This window comes from Vibrio sp. D420a (genome assembly GCF_030248625.1).
Lineage (GTDB): Bacteria > Pseudomonadota > Gammaproteobacteria > Enterobacterales > Vibrionaceae > Vibrio > Vibrio fortis_A.
Map to the genome: position 1 here is coordinate 114944 of NZ_JAHGAN010000023.1, position 17449 is coordinate 132392.

Sequence of the window (17449 nt, forward strand, 5' to 3'; positions counted from 1 at the left end):
CCCGGATTACTTGAATTGTTTTAGGAAACGAAGGTCGTTCTCGAAGAACGCACGAAGGTCATTTACGCCGTAACGAAGCATTGTTAGACGCTCAACACCCATACCGAATGCGAAACCAGAGTATTTCTCAGGGTCGATGCCTACAGAGCGAAGTACGTTAGGGTGAACCATGCCACAACCTAGCACTTCTAGCCATTTGCCATCTTTACGTTTCACATCAACTTCTGCTGAAGGCTCTGTGAATGGGAAGAATGAAGGACGGAAACGCACTTCTACTTCTTCTTCAAAGAAGTTACATAGGAAGTCGTTCAGAATACCTTTCAACTGAGCGAAGTTTACGTTCTCATCTACCAGCATACCTTCCACTTGGTGGAACATTGGCGTGTGAGTTTGGTCGTAGTCGTTACGGTAAACACGGCCCGGAGCGATGAAACGGAAAGGAGGCTTGCCGTTTTCCATTGTACGGATTTGAACACCAGACGTGTGCGTACGTAGCATTAGGTCTGGGTTAAAGAAGAAGGTATCGTGGTCAGTACGAGCTGGGTGATCTTCTGCGATGTTTAGTGCATCAAAGTTGTGGAATGCATCTTCAATCTCAGGACCAGACTCAGTGTTAAAGCCTAGCTCACCAAAGAACTGTTCAATACGCTCAACTGTGCGTGTTACTGGGTGTAGACCACCGTTCTCAATGCGACGACCTGGTAGGCTCACATCGATTGTCTCTTCAGCCAGTTTCGCTTCTAGCTCTGCACGTTGTAGTGCGTCTTTGCGAGCTGCGATCGCTTGTTGAACAGCACCTTTCGCTTTGTTGATCTCTTGACCAGCAGTGCGACGCTCTTCAGGTGGTAGTTTACCTAGGCTTTGAAGTTGTGAAGTTAATTCACCTTTCTTACCTAAATACTGAACTCGCACTTCATCAAGTGCGACTAACGAATCAGCGCTTTCAATCGCTGTCGTTGCATTAGCAATGATCTCTTCTAGATGTTGCATCGTTTCCTCATCTACCTTCAGGTAGTGTCCGTATCGGATGATTAGTTTTTTCGATAGCTACACATAGTAATCAAACCAGCTACTAATGCCAAATTGAATTGCCAAAAGAACAAGTTATTGACTAAAAACACGGCAACTTTCACGAGATATAAGTGAGGAGGATGAAGAAGTGGCACAATTACAGGTACCACTCCTTGATTTAGAGGTGAGTTTCACTCGAGATTATACCTAAGTTACACCCGAGAGAATGAGCAAACGGTATTCCAGGACTGGAAGAAAATCAGGTCTGAATCTGAATCGAACAAACGCTGTTTTTGCCCGCACCTTTCGCTAGGTAAACAGATTCATCGGCGGCTTTGATCAACTCACTCATCGATTCAAATTCTGGGGTTATTTCTGCCACACCGACACTAATGCTGCCTACCCAAGCTTGATGACCGGTTTCAACCTTTAATTCAGACACTTTCTGTCGAGCCGTTTCCGCGATGTACATTCCCCCTTTCAGGTCGGTGTCCGGGCAAATCACCAAGAACTCATCGCCACCTAACCGACATACAATATCGTCATTACGGAAGGTGTTTTTTAGTTCACGTGCGAGGGTTTGCAATACCAAGTCACCAGCATCATGGCCGCAGGTATCATTTATGCTTTTGAAGTGGTCGGCATCGATCATAATGCAAACCAAAGGTAGGCCAAGCTCTTGGGATTCTTGCCAATGCACTGCGAGCTGTTTAAACGCACAGCGACGATTAGGTAATTTGGTGAGCGAGTCTGTTAGCGACAGCTCTTCCAATTTCTTATTTGCTCGTTTTAATTCAGCAGTGCGCTCTTCGACTTTATCTTCAAGTAACTGATTGAAGCGTAACAACTGTTTATTGCGCTCAGACACCTGTTCAAACAAACCTTTCAGTGCCGCTAACAAGGGAATGGTCGAAGAGTCTTGCTGCTTCTCTTCTGCTTCAAAGGCTTGTAGAGGTGTCGCGCCCTCTGCTATCGCTGCCATTTGTCGCGCCATGTTTTGGTCGATGCCAAGGATGTGATAGGCGAGCCAATGAATCAGAAAATCAAGTAATTGTCGTGCCGATGATTGATCTTCTTCCAAGATGAAAGCCTGCATGCTGTAGATGTCTTGCATAAAGACACGATGCACTTTGATATGTTCTTCAATGTGCTTTTCATGCACACCACGCTCCCTCATCAAACACTCTTCTTCCTTAAAGTGGAATTCGGCATAGCGTGTCAGATCGAGCAAAGCAACGTTAATGTCACCGATAGAAATCGTATTCTCCGATAACAGGTTGCCGTAGTGGTTGATAAAGCCAACAAGGTATTGATGTTGTTCGTCTACAGCATCAATACCTGTTTCAAAATTTTTATCCCAATTAAATGAATTCATAAGTCCCTTAGGGCCAATGCCGCCAGCATAATTTAAATGCATATCCGATCATTATAGGTGGTCAACAAACATAACCACCTTACCTTTAGGGCTATTCGATTTCTCGCCGATTTTATAAAAAGACGACCTTGATCGTTATAAACCGCACTCCAAACTAAAATTGAGGCGTTTTGTTCAACAACAACGCCTCAATTAGCCAACATTAGAAGTAATACTCCAACGCCAGCTCAACAAAATCGTCCTTGCGAGCAAAGAACAACAAGTCTTCCGGCGTTTCGTTCTCGAACAACCAACCGTTCAATCGCCACTTAAAGTGGTTAATGATTCGGGCTGAAGCTTCTACGCGCGCACTGTAAACATCGCTGTTGTCTAAGTCTTGCGTCATGCCGACCAGAACTTCGGTGCCGTCTTCATCGTTAAGCGCAAATCGCGTTCCGACAAACACATCGTTTTGGCCCACGTTTTGCGCATTATTGCCTCGGCTGTCATACAGATATTCTGCAAGAAAGCCAACATCCCAATACGAATCTAACGCCCCTACCCAAGTGTATTCAAAGCCTGTGACGAGCCCTGTGTGGTTATCGAAACTGTCTCGATAAACGCTTTCTAACTTGAGTAGCCAGTCACCAACAATACCTTGTACATCTAACCCGACGTGCTGCATTTGCGCGTAGTAAGGTTTGAGCTTGTTCCCTTCAAAGCGAAAGTATGGGTCGCGGTTGGTACCTGCTAAGTAGCTCAAGCCAACGTCCCAATCTCCGTACATTTGGCTATAACGCAGCGTGACATCGACATGCTTTTCTTCTCTCGAGGATTCATACAGCGCATCATCAGAAACTGGGATGGTTGGTCGCAACCTTCCATCCTCGCCCGCAAAGGTACGCTCTCTGAAATACGGCAGTAGCATTGCATCCACGGTGCCCCAATCTTTAACTGAGGTGAAGTGCACCATAGGTTGGCCAAGCTTGGCTTCACCATCAACCGATTCAATGGCGTCGGTCTGGTTCACTACATCCACCAAGTGCGCCGATTCCGTCACACCCCAGAACACTTTGCCGACACCAGCACGCAGCTCATAATCGTCCCAATATGTTAGATATAGCGCCTCACGAACATCGCCGTGTGTTCGCTCATCGTCTTGGCTGTCAAAGCGATAAAACGGGGTAAAGGTGAAGCTACCATTACCGTCTTGCTGCTCCCAATAGAGTTCAGGTTGCAGCACCAACGAAGTTTGGTCTGTGCTCTGCCCTTGTAAGCCGTCACTAAAGAACTGACGGTGTTCCACGTTAACTTGCCCTGCCAGCTCAACCGAATGGCACATCGAAGAAACACTCATTAAACCGAGTGTTGCTGCGATGGTCACCGCTAGCTGCGAGCCTAGTAACACATTCCTTTTCATATCAATGCCCTACTTCGCTCGCTTAAGGGTGTTTTTCTGGAAGTCGCGCTCTTCAAGTCCGTTCTTGAACACCAAGTCTGTTGTGGTTAGGACAGTGCTTTTACCGGTTTGATGGTTCTGCATCGCCATAGTATGGGCACGCCAGTACTGGTTTAGGTACTGTTTGTAATCTTGGAACGATAAAGTTTTTAGCAGTGCACCTTTACGGTCGTAAAATTCGACTTTCATTGGGCGGTAGTGCTCTTGGTCGAGCCACACTTTCTGCTTGGTGTAACCTGAGTTTTTATCGGTTGGCACTTGCTCTAACACAAAGGTGTCGAGCCCATCGAGTTTGGCGTCTTCCACATAGTTAAAGGTGTACTTTTCTAGCTCGAATGAACTCAAATCTTCGTAAGCAAACTCACTGCCCATAAACGGGCCTGACTTGTTACGTGAAGAGATACGTTTCACACGTTTTAGAGCTGGCAGATATAACCATTGATCGTCTGGCTTGGTGATGTGCGAATGGTTAAGGAAAGCCGTGCCTTTTACATCTCGCGGTTGGTCGAAGATGGTTAAGCCTTTATCGCCATCGTTATCAACCTCTAAAGATTTAAGGCGCATTAAGCGAGTGCTGCTCTCTCCTTGTTTGTTTTTAAGCAGCATCTCCATGGTCGCAACCGAGTCGCCCCAGCCTGTATCTAGGCTTTTGCGTTTTTCCGCAATTTCTAGCCCTTTTGCAGGATCAGCCAGCGCAGGTAAAGCCGCAAATGTGCCTATGGTTAGCGCACCCATTGTTATCATTGACGTTATTAGTGTTTTCTTTGCTTTTATTTTCATTGTTGTCGTTGTCTTAGCTTTTGTTTTGTTAACTATTGTTTTGTTACGAATAGAATGTTTAAAGCTTTTCATAATAATCTCCTTGGTCAGCCCGCATGCAGGCGGACATTTCCTTATTTGGTCGAAGTGGATAACTCGGCGGTTGGGTTTGCCTGTGTGTTAGCGGTTTGCTTTTTTGCGTCGCTCACGTAGTGGTTTTCTTTGTCGAAAATCATCAGCAAGATTGGTAGCAAAATGAAATCCACAACCAGTGCGATAAAGATAACAATGGCACTCAGTAAGCCCATGTCGGCGTTGAGTCTGAAACCAGATAGCGCGAGTACGCTAAAGCCAGCAACAAGCACCACTGTGGTGATCCACAATGCGCGACCAACGGTGTGGAAAGCGTAACGCACCGCCTGTTCAGCTGATTGGCCTTCTTTGCGAGCACGCTGGTATTTACTTAGGAAATGCACCGCATCATCAACCACGATACCCAAAGTAAGCGTGACAACGACTGACAAACCAAGGTTGATTTCACCCGAGATAAGCGCCCATAAACCAAAGCCGATGATCGCTGGCGCAATGTTTGGTACTAGGCTAATCACGCCTAGGCGAACCGAACGCAGAGCGAAGATCATCAGCGCAGAGATAAGCACTAGCGTGATTGGCAAGGTAGAAAGCATGCTCGCCATGTTGGTTTCGCCGATGTGAGCAAACATTAAAGATGGGCTGGATGCCACTACTTCATATTGTGGTGCGTTCGCTGCGAACCATGCGTAGATGCGCTGTTCAAGTTCCACCAGCTCCACACTGCCAAGGTTATCGACGGTGAGTACCATTTTGATTGAGGATTTATCGACGTTGATCTGGTTGTTTAAGTCCAATCCATATGGCAGAGACATCTCGTAAAGCAGCAGGTATTGCGCCGCAAGTTCACGATCGAGTGGCAGTTGGTAATAGCTAGGATCGTCACCATGCATGTTCTTATTCAAACGCTTATAAACGTCTGACAGTGTTGCAACATGGTCAGTTTCTGGTTGAACGCGCAGCCACTCCGTAAAGTCACCAATCGCTTGCAAGAACACAGGGTCGGCAATGCCTTGAGACTCGTTGGTTTTTATCGCGATACTTAGGTTGGTCATGCCACTGATGGTCTGTTCCATAAAGTCAGCGGCTTGGCGAAATTCATTTGAGGTATCAAAGTATTTCACCGATTCATCGTTAACTTTGTTAAGTGGAATCAAGGCAGCAGCAACCACTATCACTAGCGTAGAAACTGGTAGCAAGGCTTTACGATTGTTGACCACAAAATCGCCTAGCTTGTCCATGAAGGTCACTTTTTCAGACTCACTAGTGGTTGGCGCAAGGCGTTTCACTGGCAGCAGATTAAGTAGCGCAGGTAGCAGAGAGACTGATAGCAAGCAAGCGATCATCACACCCAGTGCAGACAAGTTACCGAAGTCACGCAGCACTGGAGAATCCGACATATTCATCATCAAGAAACCAATCGCTGTGGTCACCGACGTGATTAGAATCGGGATGAAGTTAAGCTTGATGCTGTATTGAATTGCTTCGGCTTTAGTCATTCCACGCTGCATGGCTTGGCGCATGGTGACAATCACGTGCACACAGTCAGCCACCGCTAGGGTTAACACCAATGTTGGAACGTTCACGGTAGCGGTACTTAAGAACATACCAGCCCAACCAGACAAGCCCATGGTCGCGAGAATCGAGGAGATGATCACCACAAGAGTTGCAACAACGCTAAAGAACGAACGCAGCATAAAGGTAAGGAACACCAACACCACTAACAGCATTAACGGTACTAGCGTTGAGCTGTCCTCCTGAGCGGAAGTCATAAAAGCGTTGTTCATGGCGATGATGCCCGCTTTATGGAATTCAACATTCGGATACTGAGCTTGGTACTTGTCAATCATGGCATTAATAGCCACGATAACTTCTTGTACTTCCGCAGTTTTATCCACTTCAGGCAGTTGCACGGTCACGTTAACAATCGTCACATCGCCAGACGCCGACACCAACGCATTCTTGAGGAGTGGCTCGTTGAGGGCGATCTGTTTTACTTTGGCGATTCGCTCCGGCGTGTGCTCGTACTCTTCATACAAGAGATCTTCTACCAACAGGTCATCTTCGAACGCTTCGGTATGTTGATAGTTCGCGATGGAATCGACACGACTAGAGTATGGAATCTGCCATGAGTCGACGGTGAGGTTTTGAACCAGAGTGAGAGTCTCTGGAGTGAAGACATTGCCATCGTCTGGGGCGATCACAATGGAAAGGTTGTCTGTTTTGGCGAAGGTGGTTTGAATCTCGTCAAACGCCATCAACTGTTTGTTGGTTCCTTCAAAGAAGATGTTGTAGTCACCTCTGAAATAGAGGTTTTTGGCACCGAACGTCGCAACGGCGATCACCGCTAGCACTACGAACAGCGTTATAAACGAACGTTGGGTGGGCAAAGTATACCAAGCGTTCTGGGTTTCTGATGGTTGATTTTGGGGTTCCATCACAGCCTCCATATGTGACGATTCGTCATAAATGTATATTTAAAAACCAGCAATTCGCTGGCAAACATACAAAATGAGGTCAAAACTAAGAATTGATTCGATACAACCTAAATCAGCTCATGTTTTTGACGATTCGTCACTAATGGCGCTTAAATAACCCACCAAGGTGGGTTAAGTATGATCAACGACCAACAGATTCTAGGTAGGCGACTTCTTCACTGAACAGCTCTTGCTCTACTCGGCGCCAGGTCTTTTTATAATCCCATTCCGAAGAGAGCGGCTTCCAGTTCAAGCCATCTAAAAGCATATTGGCGTTGTGTAACACTGAATATGGGTCTTGGATTCGTTTAATACAGTGGCTGTTAGATGCATTTTGGTTCAAGGCGTTGGAACCAAAAGCGATCGACCAGTTTGCAAAAACAATAGCATCAGAACCAATTCCAGAAGAGAACTTCAGATCCCCCGCTTCAACAGCGCGGTTTACCAACTCATCGGCATGCTGAATCACCATCTCTTCGAGTTTATTGAGCTCTTGCACTCTTGTTGGCGAGGCCTTCTCTAGTATCCAAGGGCTCTTAGCCATAATTGCACAGGTTGACAGTACTGGCTCCATGCGTGCATAGATTCGGTATGCAACGTGCAGTGCCATTACTTTTTCACGGCTTGTGCCTTCAAACTCTCCAGAGCGCGCAAATAACATCGCCTCTGTTTTAAGTGAATGAATACACAGGGCTAAAACAACGTCTTCTTTGCTGCAAAAATGATTGTATATCGTCCCTTTCGAGTAAGAGCTCGCAGCGGTTAACTTATCCATTGTTAAGTTACCAAAGCCCTGCTCTCTAACGATATCCCTTGCCAACAACATAAGCTCTACCTCGCGTTCTGCGATCGCTTGTTGTTTCTTAGTCATGCCCGAGATGCACCCTAGCATTCCTTTTATTTCATCTTTGCAACCTAAGCCAAACTTCATGTTTAGTCCGTACCTTAACTCAGCCTGTATACAGACGCGGCCTGTTTTAAACCTTGTCTGTATTAAACAATACTCCTACTCAATATAATAACATGAATCCCATAATCATGTACGCTGCCATTTTGTGACGCTTCGTCATTTTTGACTTATCGTCATAATAGCTCAACTATTGATCAGATCAAGTCTCATTTATAAATTTATTCGACTCATGAATCATTTCTAACCATTACTCAATCAAGCTCATACATTTTCAATACCTTACGTGACGAACTGTTTACTCTGGGAGCGTTATGATTCTTAAATAGGTCGTTTTGAAATAGAGGTGGAGTGTTGAATGCTCAGCAATGCTTAATATTTGTTTAGCTGACATTGATTTAGCTTAAGTTGCTATAAATTCCGGTGTGGGTGGCTTACAATGGGAACATGAGTTGTACTTTATCAAGAGCATCATTTTGAGCGCTAAATTTACCTATCTTACTTGGAAAATTAATACCAGCAGCCCAGCTGAAAAGTTGGTGATGCTTTTACTCGCAGACAATGCCGATGATGAAGGCTACGCAACGATTGAACTTAACAAGGCTTCTACGCTGACGGCTCTATCTGTTTTTGGATTAGCGGACTGCTTAAAAGCCCTAGTCGACAATGGTTGGCTAGATAAAGTGAAAGTCGAGCGCAGAGACAACCAAGAAATGCACGTGTTTAAGATGCTGCTGGAACAAGAGCAACCTGCACAACAGGTCAACTCCATCCCAGTTTATTCACCTGCACCTGCACCTGCACCTGCACCTGCACCGAAATATCAGCCTGCTCCAGCGCCAATGCAAGTGATGTCGACCTCCCCTCGCCCACAAAGCCGCGGTGGAATGAATGGCAACACAATTTCAACTCATGATCTGGATGAAGAGAACATTCCATCGTGGGCTGAACGTGCGTTTAAGTTTTCCGGATTGTCCGGTGACCATAATCTAATATGGAAGAAGTTTGTCCTTTGGTACAAAGCCAAAGCCAATGAATTAATGCCAATATCTCGAATTGAATCTAAGTTGCAGTACTGGCTAGTTAACGAGAAGCAAAATGAAAGACAACAACCGAAAACCGCTCAATATTCAGGAACTTCAGGACAAACTCAAGGAAATGGGTATCGACAAAAGCTTAGCCCATCTGAGCGCTTCAGGCAGCAACTCATCCAGAAAGGCAAAAAGCCAACTTTCTGATCCTGAGCCTGCTGTTGTTCCAGAAGTTTTACCGGTCGCTGCTTCGCCATCGGTACCTACTGTCGAGTCCAATACAGGCTCAAATCAGCAAGTGCCTGTCGTTGACCAAGATCCGGCTGAGCTAGAGCTGTCTGACTGGTGTATCCATGTATTCGGTTCATTCCTAAGCGTGTATGAAACGCAGTGGGAATACCAATACGGCAGTGAGCCAAGCGGTAAGTTTATTGAATTCGCTAATACCATCGACTCTGACGGCTTAAACCGCGTGCTGATGCACTGTCATGAGCGTATTCAATTGGGTAACAGCTGGCCACCACAAATGGGTGAGCTTTGGATCTTAAAAGATTCACTGACAGAAGAAGAGCTACTGGATAGCCGCATTCGTGTGCTGTCTCGTACTGCTATCAACCCAATTGAAAAATGGCTGATTCAAAACAAGCTCTACGACTTGAAACGCACAGCTGAAAATAAACTTGATGCCCTATTCAAGAAGTACTACTTGGAAGCGAAACGACTTGATGAGAAAGGTATGCTTCATACAGAGCTGCCACAACATTTACTGGCGGCGAACTCAGTGAAGAACCTCAACGATTTGAAACGTGAAGAGTACGAAGAGAAGCACGGTAAGGCTCTGAACCCGAGAATCCAACAGATTCTAGACAGTAAAAAGTCTCGCTAGACGAGTTAGTTGTAATAGAGCTAGCTCCTTACAATAAACTTAGCTACTCGCAATAAACTCGCTACTTAAAGCCCAAATACAAAAACGCCAGCAATTACGCTGGCGTTTTTATTAATTCGTTGTTTTTGGTGCGATTCTAATCGAAAGCGCCAAAATGACGACTCACTGCTTTAGAAAAATCTTACAGTAGGTGGATTGTCGCGTTTAGCGTGAATACACCTGAGTCATCGTCTTTCATCTTAAAGTTCTGGTAGCTTGCACCAATAGATACTGGGCCAAAGATGAAGTACTCTGCACCAACACCGTACATGATATCAACGTCGTCTTGCTTAAATGTTTCGCCCTTCAGCTCGTAAGAGTGCAGACCGCCTTTCGCGTAAACGTGTAGAGGGCCGAAGTCGATGCTTGGCTTAATAGCAAGGTAAGCTGTTGATGCGTCAATGTCTTGAGCAGTGCGGTTGCCGTATTTAGTGTTGCTGAAAGAACCTAGATCCCAGTAACCTGCTTCTACACCGATGATAGGTAGAATACCTGTACCCACGTGGATACCCACCGCTGATTCGCTCTCGTCAGCAAATGAGTTTTGACCACCCATTACACCACCGTATAACCATGAATCAGCCATCGCTGTTGAAGATGCACCTAGCAGAGCTAGCGCTAATAACGTTTTTTTCATACTTGACCTTCTCGTCCTAGCGACGCTTAAGCGGTAAATGATTGCCACTAAAACGTCTTTTTGTAATTACTATCCAATTAACAAGAAAATAAGCAAGATTCATACCTGAACCTTGCTCGATTGTCTCGCTCAATCCTTAACAAGCATCGATAGCGTTTTTAACACGCTTATCCGATACTGGGTACGGCGTGCCAAGTTGCTGTGCGAAGAAGCTTACACGAAGCTCTTCTATCATCCAACGCACCTCTTTGACATTTTCTGGAACCGCGATCCCTTTTGGCACCTTATTCAGTAACTCTTTGTAATCGTTCATTACTGATTCGACTTTAATCATGTGTAGGCGGTCTTTGTTCGGATCAATCGGCAGTTTCTCCATACGACGCTCAATCGCGCGCATGTAACGCAGGATGTCCGGCAGACGCTTCCAACCACACTCAGTCGCAAAGCCCTTGAATATTAACCCTTCTATCTGCGCTTTGATATCCGACAAGGCAAATGCCATCGACAGATCAACACGCCCTTTCAACTTTTTGTTGATGTTGAACGCTGTCGTCAGAATAGTTTCAACTTGCTGAGCGATCTCTACAACCGTATCACCAAGCTCTGCACGAACGTGTTCTTTCAATACTTCAAACTGCTCTGGTTCCCAAACCAAACCGCCCTTCTCTTCGATCAGCTTATCGATACCACAAGCGATACAATCATCAATCAAATCAAGGACTTTACCATAAGGGTTGAAGTAAAGACCTAACTTAGATTTGTTTGGCAGGTTCGAGTGCAGGTACTTAATCGGCGATGGCACGTTAAGCAAAATCAGACGACGCTGACCTGCTTTCATTGCTGAGATCTGCTCTTGCTCAGTTTCGAACAGTTTGATCTCTACACTGTCTTTGGTATCCACTAACGCTGGGAAGGCTTTTACGTCGTAACCGCCACGTTTCTGTTGGTACACCTTCGGCAGTTCGCCAAAGCTCCATGTGTGAAGGTTCTGCTGCTCGATGTCGTCATCAGCCACTTTCGACAGTGTTTCTTGAACCTTGTCTTTCAAGCTCTCTTTCAACTCGTGCAGATCTTTGTGCTCTTTCAGCTTACGGCGACGGTGGTCTACCGCGCGGAATGTCACTTTCAAGTGCTCTGGGATCTGATCAAGTTTCCAATCATCACGTACTACTTCGACACCTGTCATGCGGCGTAACTCTTTCTCTAGAGAATCGAGTAGCGGCGCTTCAAGTGGCGTTACTCGCGCAAGGAATGCATCTGCATAGTTCGGCGCAGGCACAAAGTTACGTCGTAACGTCTTAGGTAGCGATTTGATAAGGCTAATGACAAGTTCTTGACGTAACCCCGGGATCTGCCAGTCAAAGCCACTCTGCTCTACTTGGTTCAGAATCGGCAGTGGTACGTGAACCGTCACACCATCGTTATCGTCGCCCGGCTCAAATTGGTAGCTCAATTTCAGCTTCAAACCATTTTGATGCCAGAAGTTCGGGTAATCTAAATCAGTAACATGGCTCGCATCGCCACGGAACAGCATCGATTTCTCGAAGTTCAGTAGCTCAGGCGTCTGTTTGCTGGTTTTCTTCCACCACGTATCGAAGTGACGGCCAGAAACCACCTCTTCACCAACGCGTTGGTCGTAGAAATCAAACAGCTCATCGTCATCAATCAAGATGTCACGACGACGCGATTTATGCTCTAACTCTTCCACTTCTTGCAGAAGCTTGCGGTTCTGTTTGAAGAAGGCATGTTTAGTTTCCCATTCACCTTCAACCAGTGCGCTGCGTACAAACAGTTCACGGCTAACAGTCGGGTCAATTGCACCGTAGTTCACTAGGCGCTTAGGTACGATTGGAATGCCGTAAAGCATCACTTTCTCGTGCGCCATGACCGCGGCTTGTTTCTTCGACCAATGAGGTTCGCTGTAGCTGCGCTTAATGAGGTGCTTGGCTAACGGCTCAATCCACTCTGGTTGAATCTTGGCGATGATACGACCCCAAAGTTTTGAGGTTTCCACCAGCTCAGCTGACATGATCCACTTAGGCTGCTTCTTAAACAGGCCAGACGCTGGGAAGATATGGAAGCGAGCATTACGTGCACCTTGGTACTCGTTCTTCTCTTGGTCTTTCATACCAACGTGCGATAGCAAACCCGATAGCAGCGACTGGTGAATGCCTTCGTAGCTACCCGGTTCGTCGTTAAGCTTGGTATCCAATTCACGCATTGCTTGGTGAATTTGGAAGTAAACATCTTGCCACTCACGAATGCGCAGGTAGTTCAGGTAATCTTGCTTACACTGTTTGCGGAACTGGTTACTCGACAGCGCTTTTTGCTGCTTCTTGATGTAGTCCCACAGGTTAACGAAGGTGATGAAGTCTGAGTCTTTATCGAAGAAACGCTTGTGTTTGTCGTCAGATGACTGCTGCTTGTCTGATGGACGCTCACGCGGGTCTTGAATCGACAATGCAGACGCAATAACCATCACTTCGTGCAGACAGCGATTGTTGGGAGCTTCAATCACCATACGTGCTAAACGCGGGTCGATTGGAAGCTTAGATAGCTTGCGACCAATAGCGGTTAGTTTCTTAGTATCGTCGCCTTGGTTCTTGCTCTTGCTGTTTGGTTTGCCGGATGCAATCGCGCCTAGCTCTTCAAGCAGTCTTACACCATCTTGGATGTTGCGTTTGTCTGGCGCTTCTACAAATGGGAAAGCTTGGATATCACCTAGTCCAAGCGCCGTCATCTGTAGGATTACCGACGCTAGGTTGGTACGCAGAATCTCTGGATCAGTAAACTCTGGGCGTGATTCGAAATCTTCCTCTGAGTACAGACGAATACAGATACCTTCAGCCACACGACCACAACGACCTTTACGCTGGTTAGCACTCGCTTGAGATACAGGCTCAATCGGTAGACGTTGTACTTTAGTACGGTAGCTATAGCGACTGATACGCGCTGTACCTGGGTCGATTACGTACTTGATACCCGGAACCGTTAGCGAGGTTTCCGCAACGTTGGTTGCCAGTACAATTCGACGACCCGTGTGCGATTGGAAGATGCGGTTCTGCTCACCCGCTGATAAACGTGCATACAACGGCACGATTTCAGTGTCACGCAGGTTACGCTTACTTAGCGCATCTGCCGTGTCACGAATCTCACGTTCACCGTTCATGAAGATCAGGATGTCGCCTAAGCCTTCATCACACAGCTCATCAACCGCTTCGAAGATGCCTTCCATTTGGTCGCGATCTGAATCACTGTCTTCCCCCCCCAGTGGGCGGTAGCGTGTTTCTACAGGGTAAGTACGACCAGATACTTCAATGATTGGCGCATTATTGAAGTGCTTAGAGAAGCGCTCAGGATCGATAGTCGCCGACGTGATGATCACTTTTAGATCAGGACGCTTTGGTAGCAACTCTTTCAAGTAGCCCATGATGAAATCGATGTTCAAGCTACGTTCGTGCGCTTCATCGATAATGATGGTGTCGTACTGGTTTAAATAACGGTCGTGCTGAATCTCGGCCAGTAGAATACCGTCGGTCATCAGTTTGATTTGGGTGTTATCCGAGATTTGATCGTTAAATCGAACCTTATAACCCACAAACTCACCCAGTTGGGTTTCCATCTCTTCTGCAATACGGTTCGCTACAGAGCGCGCAGCCAGACGACGTGGCTGAGTATGACCAATTAGGCCATAGCGACCGCGTCCAAGCTCAGAACAGATCTTAGGAAGTTGAGTTGTTTTACCTGAACCCGTTTCACCCGCCACGATCACCACTTGGTTCTCTTCAATTGCCTTAGCGATATCGTCACGCTTTTGGCTTACTGGCAGGATTTCAGGGTATTCGATGGTTGGCTTTTGCGCAGCGCGCTGGGTTGCCGTCATCATCGATTGGGCAATATCTAGTGCAATCTCATCAAAGACGGCGTGTTTCGATTTCTCGTTTTTAATTCGGTTAGCACCTGCAATTCGCTTACTCAGACGGAAGCGATCGCGCATCATACATTCTTTGAGCGCTTTACGAAGAGAGGCAGGTGTATTTTGGGAGGCCTTAGCCTGAGAAGCAGAATTCTTGTCTGCCGCGTCCGAACGTGCGGCGTCTTGATTCTTATCTGCTTTTTCCGGAGACGAAGTCAAAGCGTGTCCTATTCTTTTCATTACATAAAACTTTGCGAATTGTAGCACATAAGGGCTAGAACAAGATAACGGAAAGCACCTCACAAAAGCGCACCTTCTAGAGTCATTCAATTTTTTCGAACAACTTAAGCGAATCTATCGCCTTTTAGGCTCTCTTTGTTCTCCTATAATGCATCACATAACAAAAAGCACTTATTCAAGGAAAACCATTATGTCTCGTGTATTAGCCCTAAAATCAAGCATCCTAGGCGATTACTCTCAATCAACTAAACTGGTTGAAGAGTTCATCAAAAATGTAGACCAAGATAAACTGACTGTTCGCGACCTAGCTGCAAATCCACTTCCAGTGTTGGACTTTTCAGTAGCCACTGCGCTTCGCGCAACGGAAGATCTTTCTCAAGATCAGCAAGCGATTGTTGACCTATCTGATACGCTAATCGAAGAGATTAAAGCTGCAGATACGCTAGTGATTGCTGCACCTATGTACAACTTCACTATCCCAACTCAGCTGAAAAACTGGATTGACCTAATTGCTCGTGCTGGCGTGACGTTCACTTACACAGAGAACGGCGTGAAAGGTCTAATCGAAGGTAAGAAAGCGATCGTCGTAACGACTCGTGGTGGTATTCACAAAGACGCGGCAACTGACAGCGTGACACCTTACCTACGTACAGTACTTGGCTTCGTTGGCATCACAGATGTGGAATTTGTTTACGCAGAAGCACTAAACATGGGTGAAGACGCAGCAGCAAAAGGCATCTCAGAAGCGCAGAGCAAACTGGCTGAACTGGCTTAAGTTAACGCTGTTTCAAAAGAATATAATCTGAATGAAAAAGAAAAAGCCTCATATCATTATGAGGCTTTCGTCGTTATATCGAGTTGCATTTAAAACTCATATTGGAAATAGATGGTGTTGTAGTTACTGCCACCTTTAATGCGACCAAACTGTGACGCGTTTTCGAAGATAGCCGAACGGTGGTGCAGCGAGTAACCGAACCATAGATTGTTGAGATCATTCTTACCGAACAGATCGCCTACATTGACATCAAACGAGAAGTCTAAGTAGTTCAACAGGTGACTTGCGGTATAGCCCTTCTCTGCCATCTCGGTAGCTTCAATGTAAGTAATTGAATCGATGTATGACATACCTTCTGCGACACCAAAACGCCATTGCGTTGGCCAGTTAAAGGTGTAGTAAGCCTTAATCGCAACCACATATTCGGTACTGCTTGATTGAACCTCTGAACTCCAGTGGTGAACGATACCTGGCGTTAGATAAATATCCAACGGAAAACCAAATATTTCATCCGTCAGTGGATGACCGTAGAAGAATGAGGTCAGCTGGTTATTGAACTCATCTTTCTCGGCGTTGAACTTCATGATGTCGCCGATGTTTGATGGCGTTGCCCAACCGTGTGCCACACGAAGATAGGCTGGGTTACTAAGTCGAGGTTTTGGCGCTTTCTCTTTGTCATTAAAGAAACCAAATCCGACGTAGAATTCACCTTGGTAGCGGTCTTCAACAATTGACGATTCGTAGGCGTTATCATCTAAGCGAGTAACGCTCGTAGAACCAAGCAGGTACAAGTTAGAAATAACGTGATATTTGGCTTCGATACCCACATTGAAATCGGCACCGGCACCAATCGACTGCCCACCCACTTCATAATACTCAGTGTTAAAATCGGCACTCTTATAACGCAGTGTTGCACTTGGTGTGAACTCCCAGTCCCCTACTTCGTAGTAGCCTTTGGCTCTAAAGTTGCCATGAAAACGGTAAGAGTCGTCGCTCATAAACTCAGTTTCTAAGCGCCATTGATCGTCCAATTGGTAGGCAACCTGCGCACCAAAATCGGCGGTATCACCCTCGATTGCATTCTGTTCAGATGCAGGAATATCGATGAAACGCATGCGCGAAATTGCATTCAGCTGCCACTTCTCGTCGTCTGATTCGAGCAGGTAGGCACCCATTTCTGTGCCATCAATAAAGACATAGTCGTTCTTAAAAAACAGCATTGGCACGAACGAGCTTACCGTTTGGTCACCACCGGACGTGTCGTAGGGAATACTCGCCGTTCGATACATCGCGGCAATTCCCCACTCCTGCTCTTCGATCGCTGCTGCATTACCACTGCTAAGTAGCGCACACGAGCTAACCATGGTTGCTATTAATTTGTTCTTCATTACTGTTTTTTCTCTGTTGAGCCGATTTCTGCTACCGAATAGACATTTCTTGACCAATTTTGGTCAACTAACTTTAGGTTTGATCGTCATTGACCGTTACAATGAAGATCACCCTATGGTCAATTTAAAGTATTGTGAAAGTTTCCGAATTACAAAACATTATAAACCAGCTTCCGAGCGATGCCGATCCTGACGTTGTCATGGGAGAGGCTTGGTTACCTGAAAGACTAGTCGACACCACGCTTGATGGTGATCTGTTGTTTCTTCAATTTGATAATGCTCCTGAAGAAACACAAGGAGACGAAGAAGGTCGTGGTTTTGTGGAGCACGAAGTTACCATGATCCGAGAAAAACTCGAACAAATACTTGATGCTCCTTCAGACACCAAAACAAAAGCCGACGCGATGCTGGCTCTATTTTTAATGGGTCATGAACTTTCTAGCTCGGAAGTTATCGAAATACTCGAGACGCCCGAACCAG

The 17449-nt window shown here is 46.1% G+C and carries 12 protein-coding genes and 1 pseudogene; 4 read left to right on the plus strand and 9 right to left on the minus strand.

Annotated elements, in window-relative coordinates:
- Window positions 1–6: 6 nt before the first annotated feature.
- From pheS to KI743_RS15555, 6 genes are all read right to left on the minus strand, one after another.
- Window positions 7–990 carry a phenylalanine--tRNA ligase subunit alpha gene (gene pheS, locus KI743_RS15530; protein ID WP_032548794.1) on the minus strand — a complete coding sequence of 328 codons (984 nt, stop codon included), beginning with the start codon at window positions 988–990 and terminating at the stop codon, window positions 7–9.
- A gap of 280 nt (window positions 991–1270) precedes the next feature.
- Window positions 1271–2386, minus strand: coding sequence for a GGDEF domain-containing protein (locus KI743_RS15535; protein WP_285467176.1), 1116 nt, complete (start codon window positions 2384–2386; stop codon window positions 1271–1273).
- 202 nt (window positions 2387–2588) lie between these two features.
- Entirely contained in the window at window positions 2589–3785 is a 1197-nt protein-coding gene (locus KI743_RS15540; RefSeq protein ID WP_285467177.1) for a hypothetical protein, read from the minus strand.
- 9 nt (window positions 3786–3794) lie between these two features.
- Window positions 3795–4604, minus strand: coding sequence for an outer membrane lipoprotein-sorting protein (locus KI743_RS15545; protein WP_285467370.1), 810 nt, complete (start codon window positions 4602–4604; stop codon window positions 3795–3797).
- 113 nt (window positions 4605–4717) lie between these two features.
- Window positions 4718–7111, minus strand: a complete 2394-nt coding sequence (locus tag KI743_RS15550; protein WP_373417838.1) for an RND family transporter — start codon at window positions 7109–7111, stop codon at window positions 4718–4720.
- A gap of 181 nt (window positions 7112–7292) precedes the next feature.
- Complete coding sequence (locus KI743_RS15555; RefSeq protein WP_285467179.1) at window positions 7293–8081, minus strand: TetR/AcrR family transcriptional regulator; 789 nt, start codon at window positions 8079–8081, stop codon at window positions 7293–7295.
- A gap of 452 nt (window positions 8082–8533) precedes the next feature.
- Here KI743_RS15555 and KI743_RS15560 point away from each other — a divergent pair, with 452 nt between their 5' ends.
- On the plus strand, window positions 8534–9295 hold the full coding sequence (locus KI743_RS15560; RefSeq protein ID WP_285467181.1) for a hypothetical protein: 762 nt from the start codon (window positions 8534–8536) through the stop codon (window positions 9293–9295).
- Entirely contained in the window at window positions 9216–9974 is a 759-nt protein-coding gene (locus KI743_RS15565; protein ID WP_285467371.1) for a hypothetical protein, read from the plus strand. Before KI743_RS15560 ends, KI743_RS15565 begins: the two co-directional genes overlap by 80 nt.
- Before the next feature lie 181 nt (window positions 9975–10155).
- On the opposite strand, the gene KI743_RS15570 is transcribed toward KI743_RS15565, so the two are convergent.
- The gene (locus tag KI743_RS15570) at window positions 10156–10650 is read right to left on the minus strand and encodes an outer membrane beta-barrel protein (RefSeq protein ID WP_285467182.1); all 495 of its coding nucleotides are present in this window, start codon (window positions 10648–10650) and stop codon (window positions 10156–10158) included.
- Between the two features lie 136 nt (window positions 10651–10786).
- Complete coding sequence (gene hrpA, locus KI743_RS15575; RefSeq protein WP_285467372.1) at window positions 10787–14785, minus strand: ATP-dependent RNA helicase HrpA; 3999 nt, start codon at window positions 14783–14785, stop codon at window positions 10787–10789.
- A gap of 211 nt (window positions 14786–14996) precedes the next feature.
- Here hrpA and KI743_RS15580 point away from each other — a divergent pair, with 211 nt between their 5' ends.
- Entirely contained in the window at window positions 14997–15581 is a 585-nt protein-coding gene (locus KI743_RS15580) for an FMN-dependent NADH-azoreductase (RefSeq protein WP_150894352.1), read from the plus strand.
- An 89-nt stretch (window positions 15582–15670) separates the two neighbouring features.
- Here KI743_RS15580 and KI743_RS15585 read toward each other — a convergent pair whose 3' ends face one another.
- A complete protein-coding gene (locus KI743_RS15585) occupies window positions 15671–16969 on the minus strand; it encodes a MipA/OmpV family protein (protein ID WP_285467183.1) in 1299 nt (432 codons plus the stop codon).
- Window positions 16970–17048: 79 nt separating this feature from the next.
- Here KI743_RS15585 and KI743_RS15590 point away from each other — a divergent pair.
- Window positions 17049–17445, plus strand: a pseudogene (locus tag KI743_RS15590) (hypothetical protein); the annotation flags it as partial.
- Between the last annotated feature and the right edge of the window lie 4 nt (window positions 17446–17449).

Excerpts from the sequence above, each read along its gene's own strand:
- KI743_RS15550 (WP_373417838.1), bottom strand. The coding sequence starts at position 7,111 with ATGGAACCCCAAAATCAACCATCAGAAACCCAGAACGCTTGGTATACT.
- KI743_RS15585 (WP_285467183.1), bottom strand. The coding sequence starts at position 16,969 with ATGAAGAACAAATTAATAGCAACCATGGTTAGCTCGTGTGCGCTACTT.
- KI743_RS15555 (WP_285467179.1), bottom strand. The coding sequence starts at position 8,081 with ATGAAGTTTGGCTTAGGTTGCAAAGATGAAATAAAAGGAATGCTAGGG.
- KI743_RS15565 (WP_285467371.1), top strand. The coding sequence starts at position 9,216 with ATGGGTATCGACAAAAGCTTAGCCCATCTGAGCGCTTCAGGCAGCAAC.
- KI743_RS15545 (WP_285467370.1), bottom strand. The coding sequence starts at position 4,604 with ATGAAAATAAAAGCAAAGAAAACACTAATAACGTCAATGATAACAATG.
- pheS (WP_032548794.1), bottom strand. The coding sequence starts at position 990 with ATGCAACATCTAGAAGAGATCATTGCTAATGCAACGACAGCGATTGAA.
- KI743_RS15580 (WP_150894352.1), top strand. The coding sequence starts at position 14,997 with ATGTCTCGTGTATTAGCCCTAAAATCAAGCATCCTAGGCGATTACTCT.
- KI743_RS15570 (WP_285467182.1), bottom strand. The coding sequence starts at position 10,650 with ATGAAAAAAACGTTATTAGCGCTAGCTCTGCTAGGTGCATCTTCAACA.
- KI743_RS15540 (WP_285467177.1), bottom strand. The coding sequence starts at position 3,785 with ATGAAAAGGAATGTGTTACTAGGCTCGCAGCTAGCGGTGACCATCGCA.
- KI743_RS15535 (WP_285467176.1), bottom strand. The coding sequence starts at position 2,386 with ATGAATTCATTTAATTGGGATAAAAATTTTGAAACAGGTATTGATGCT.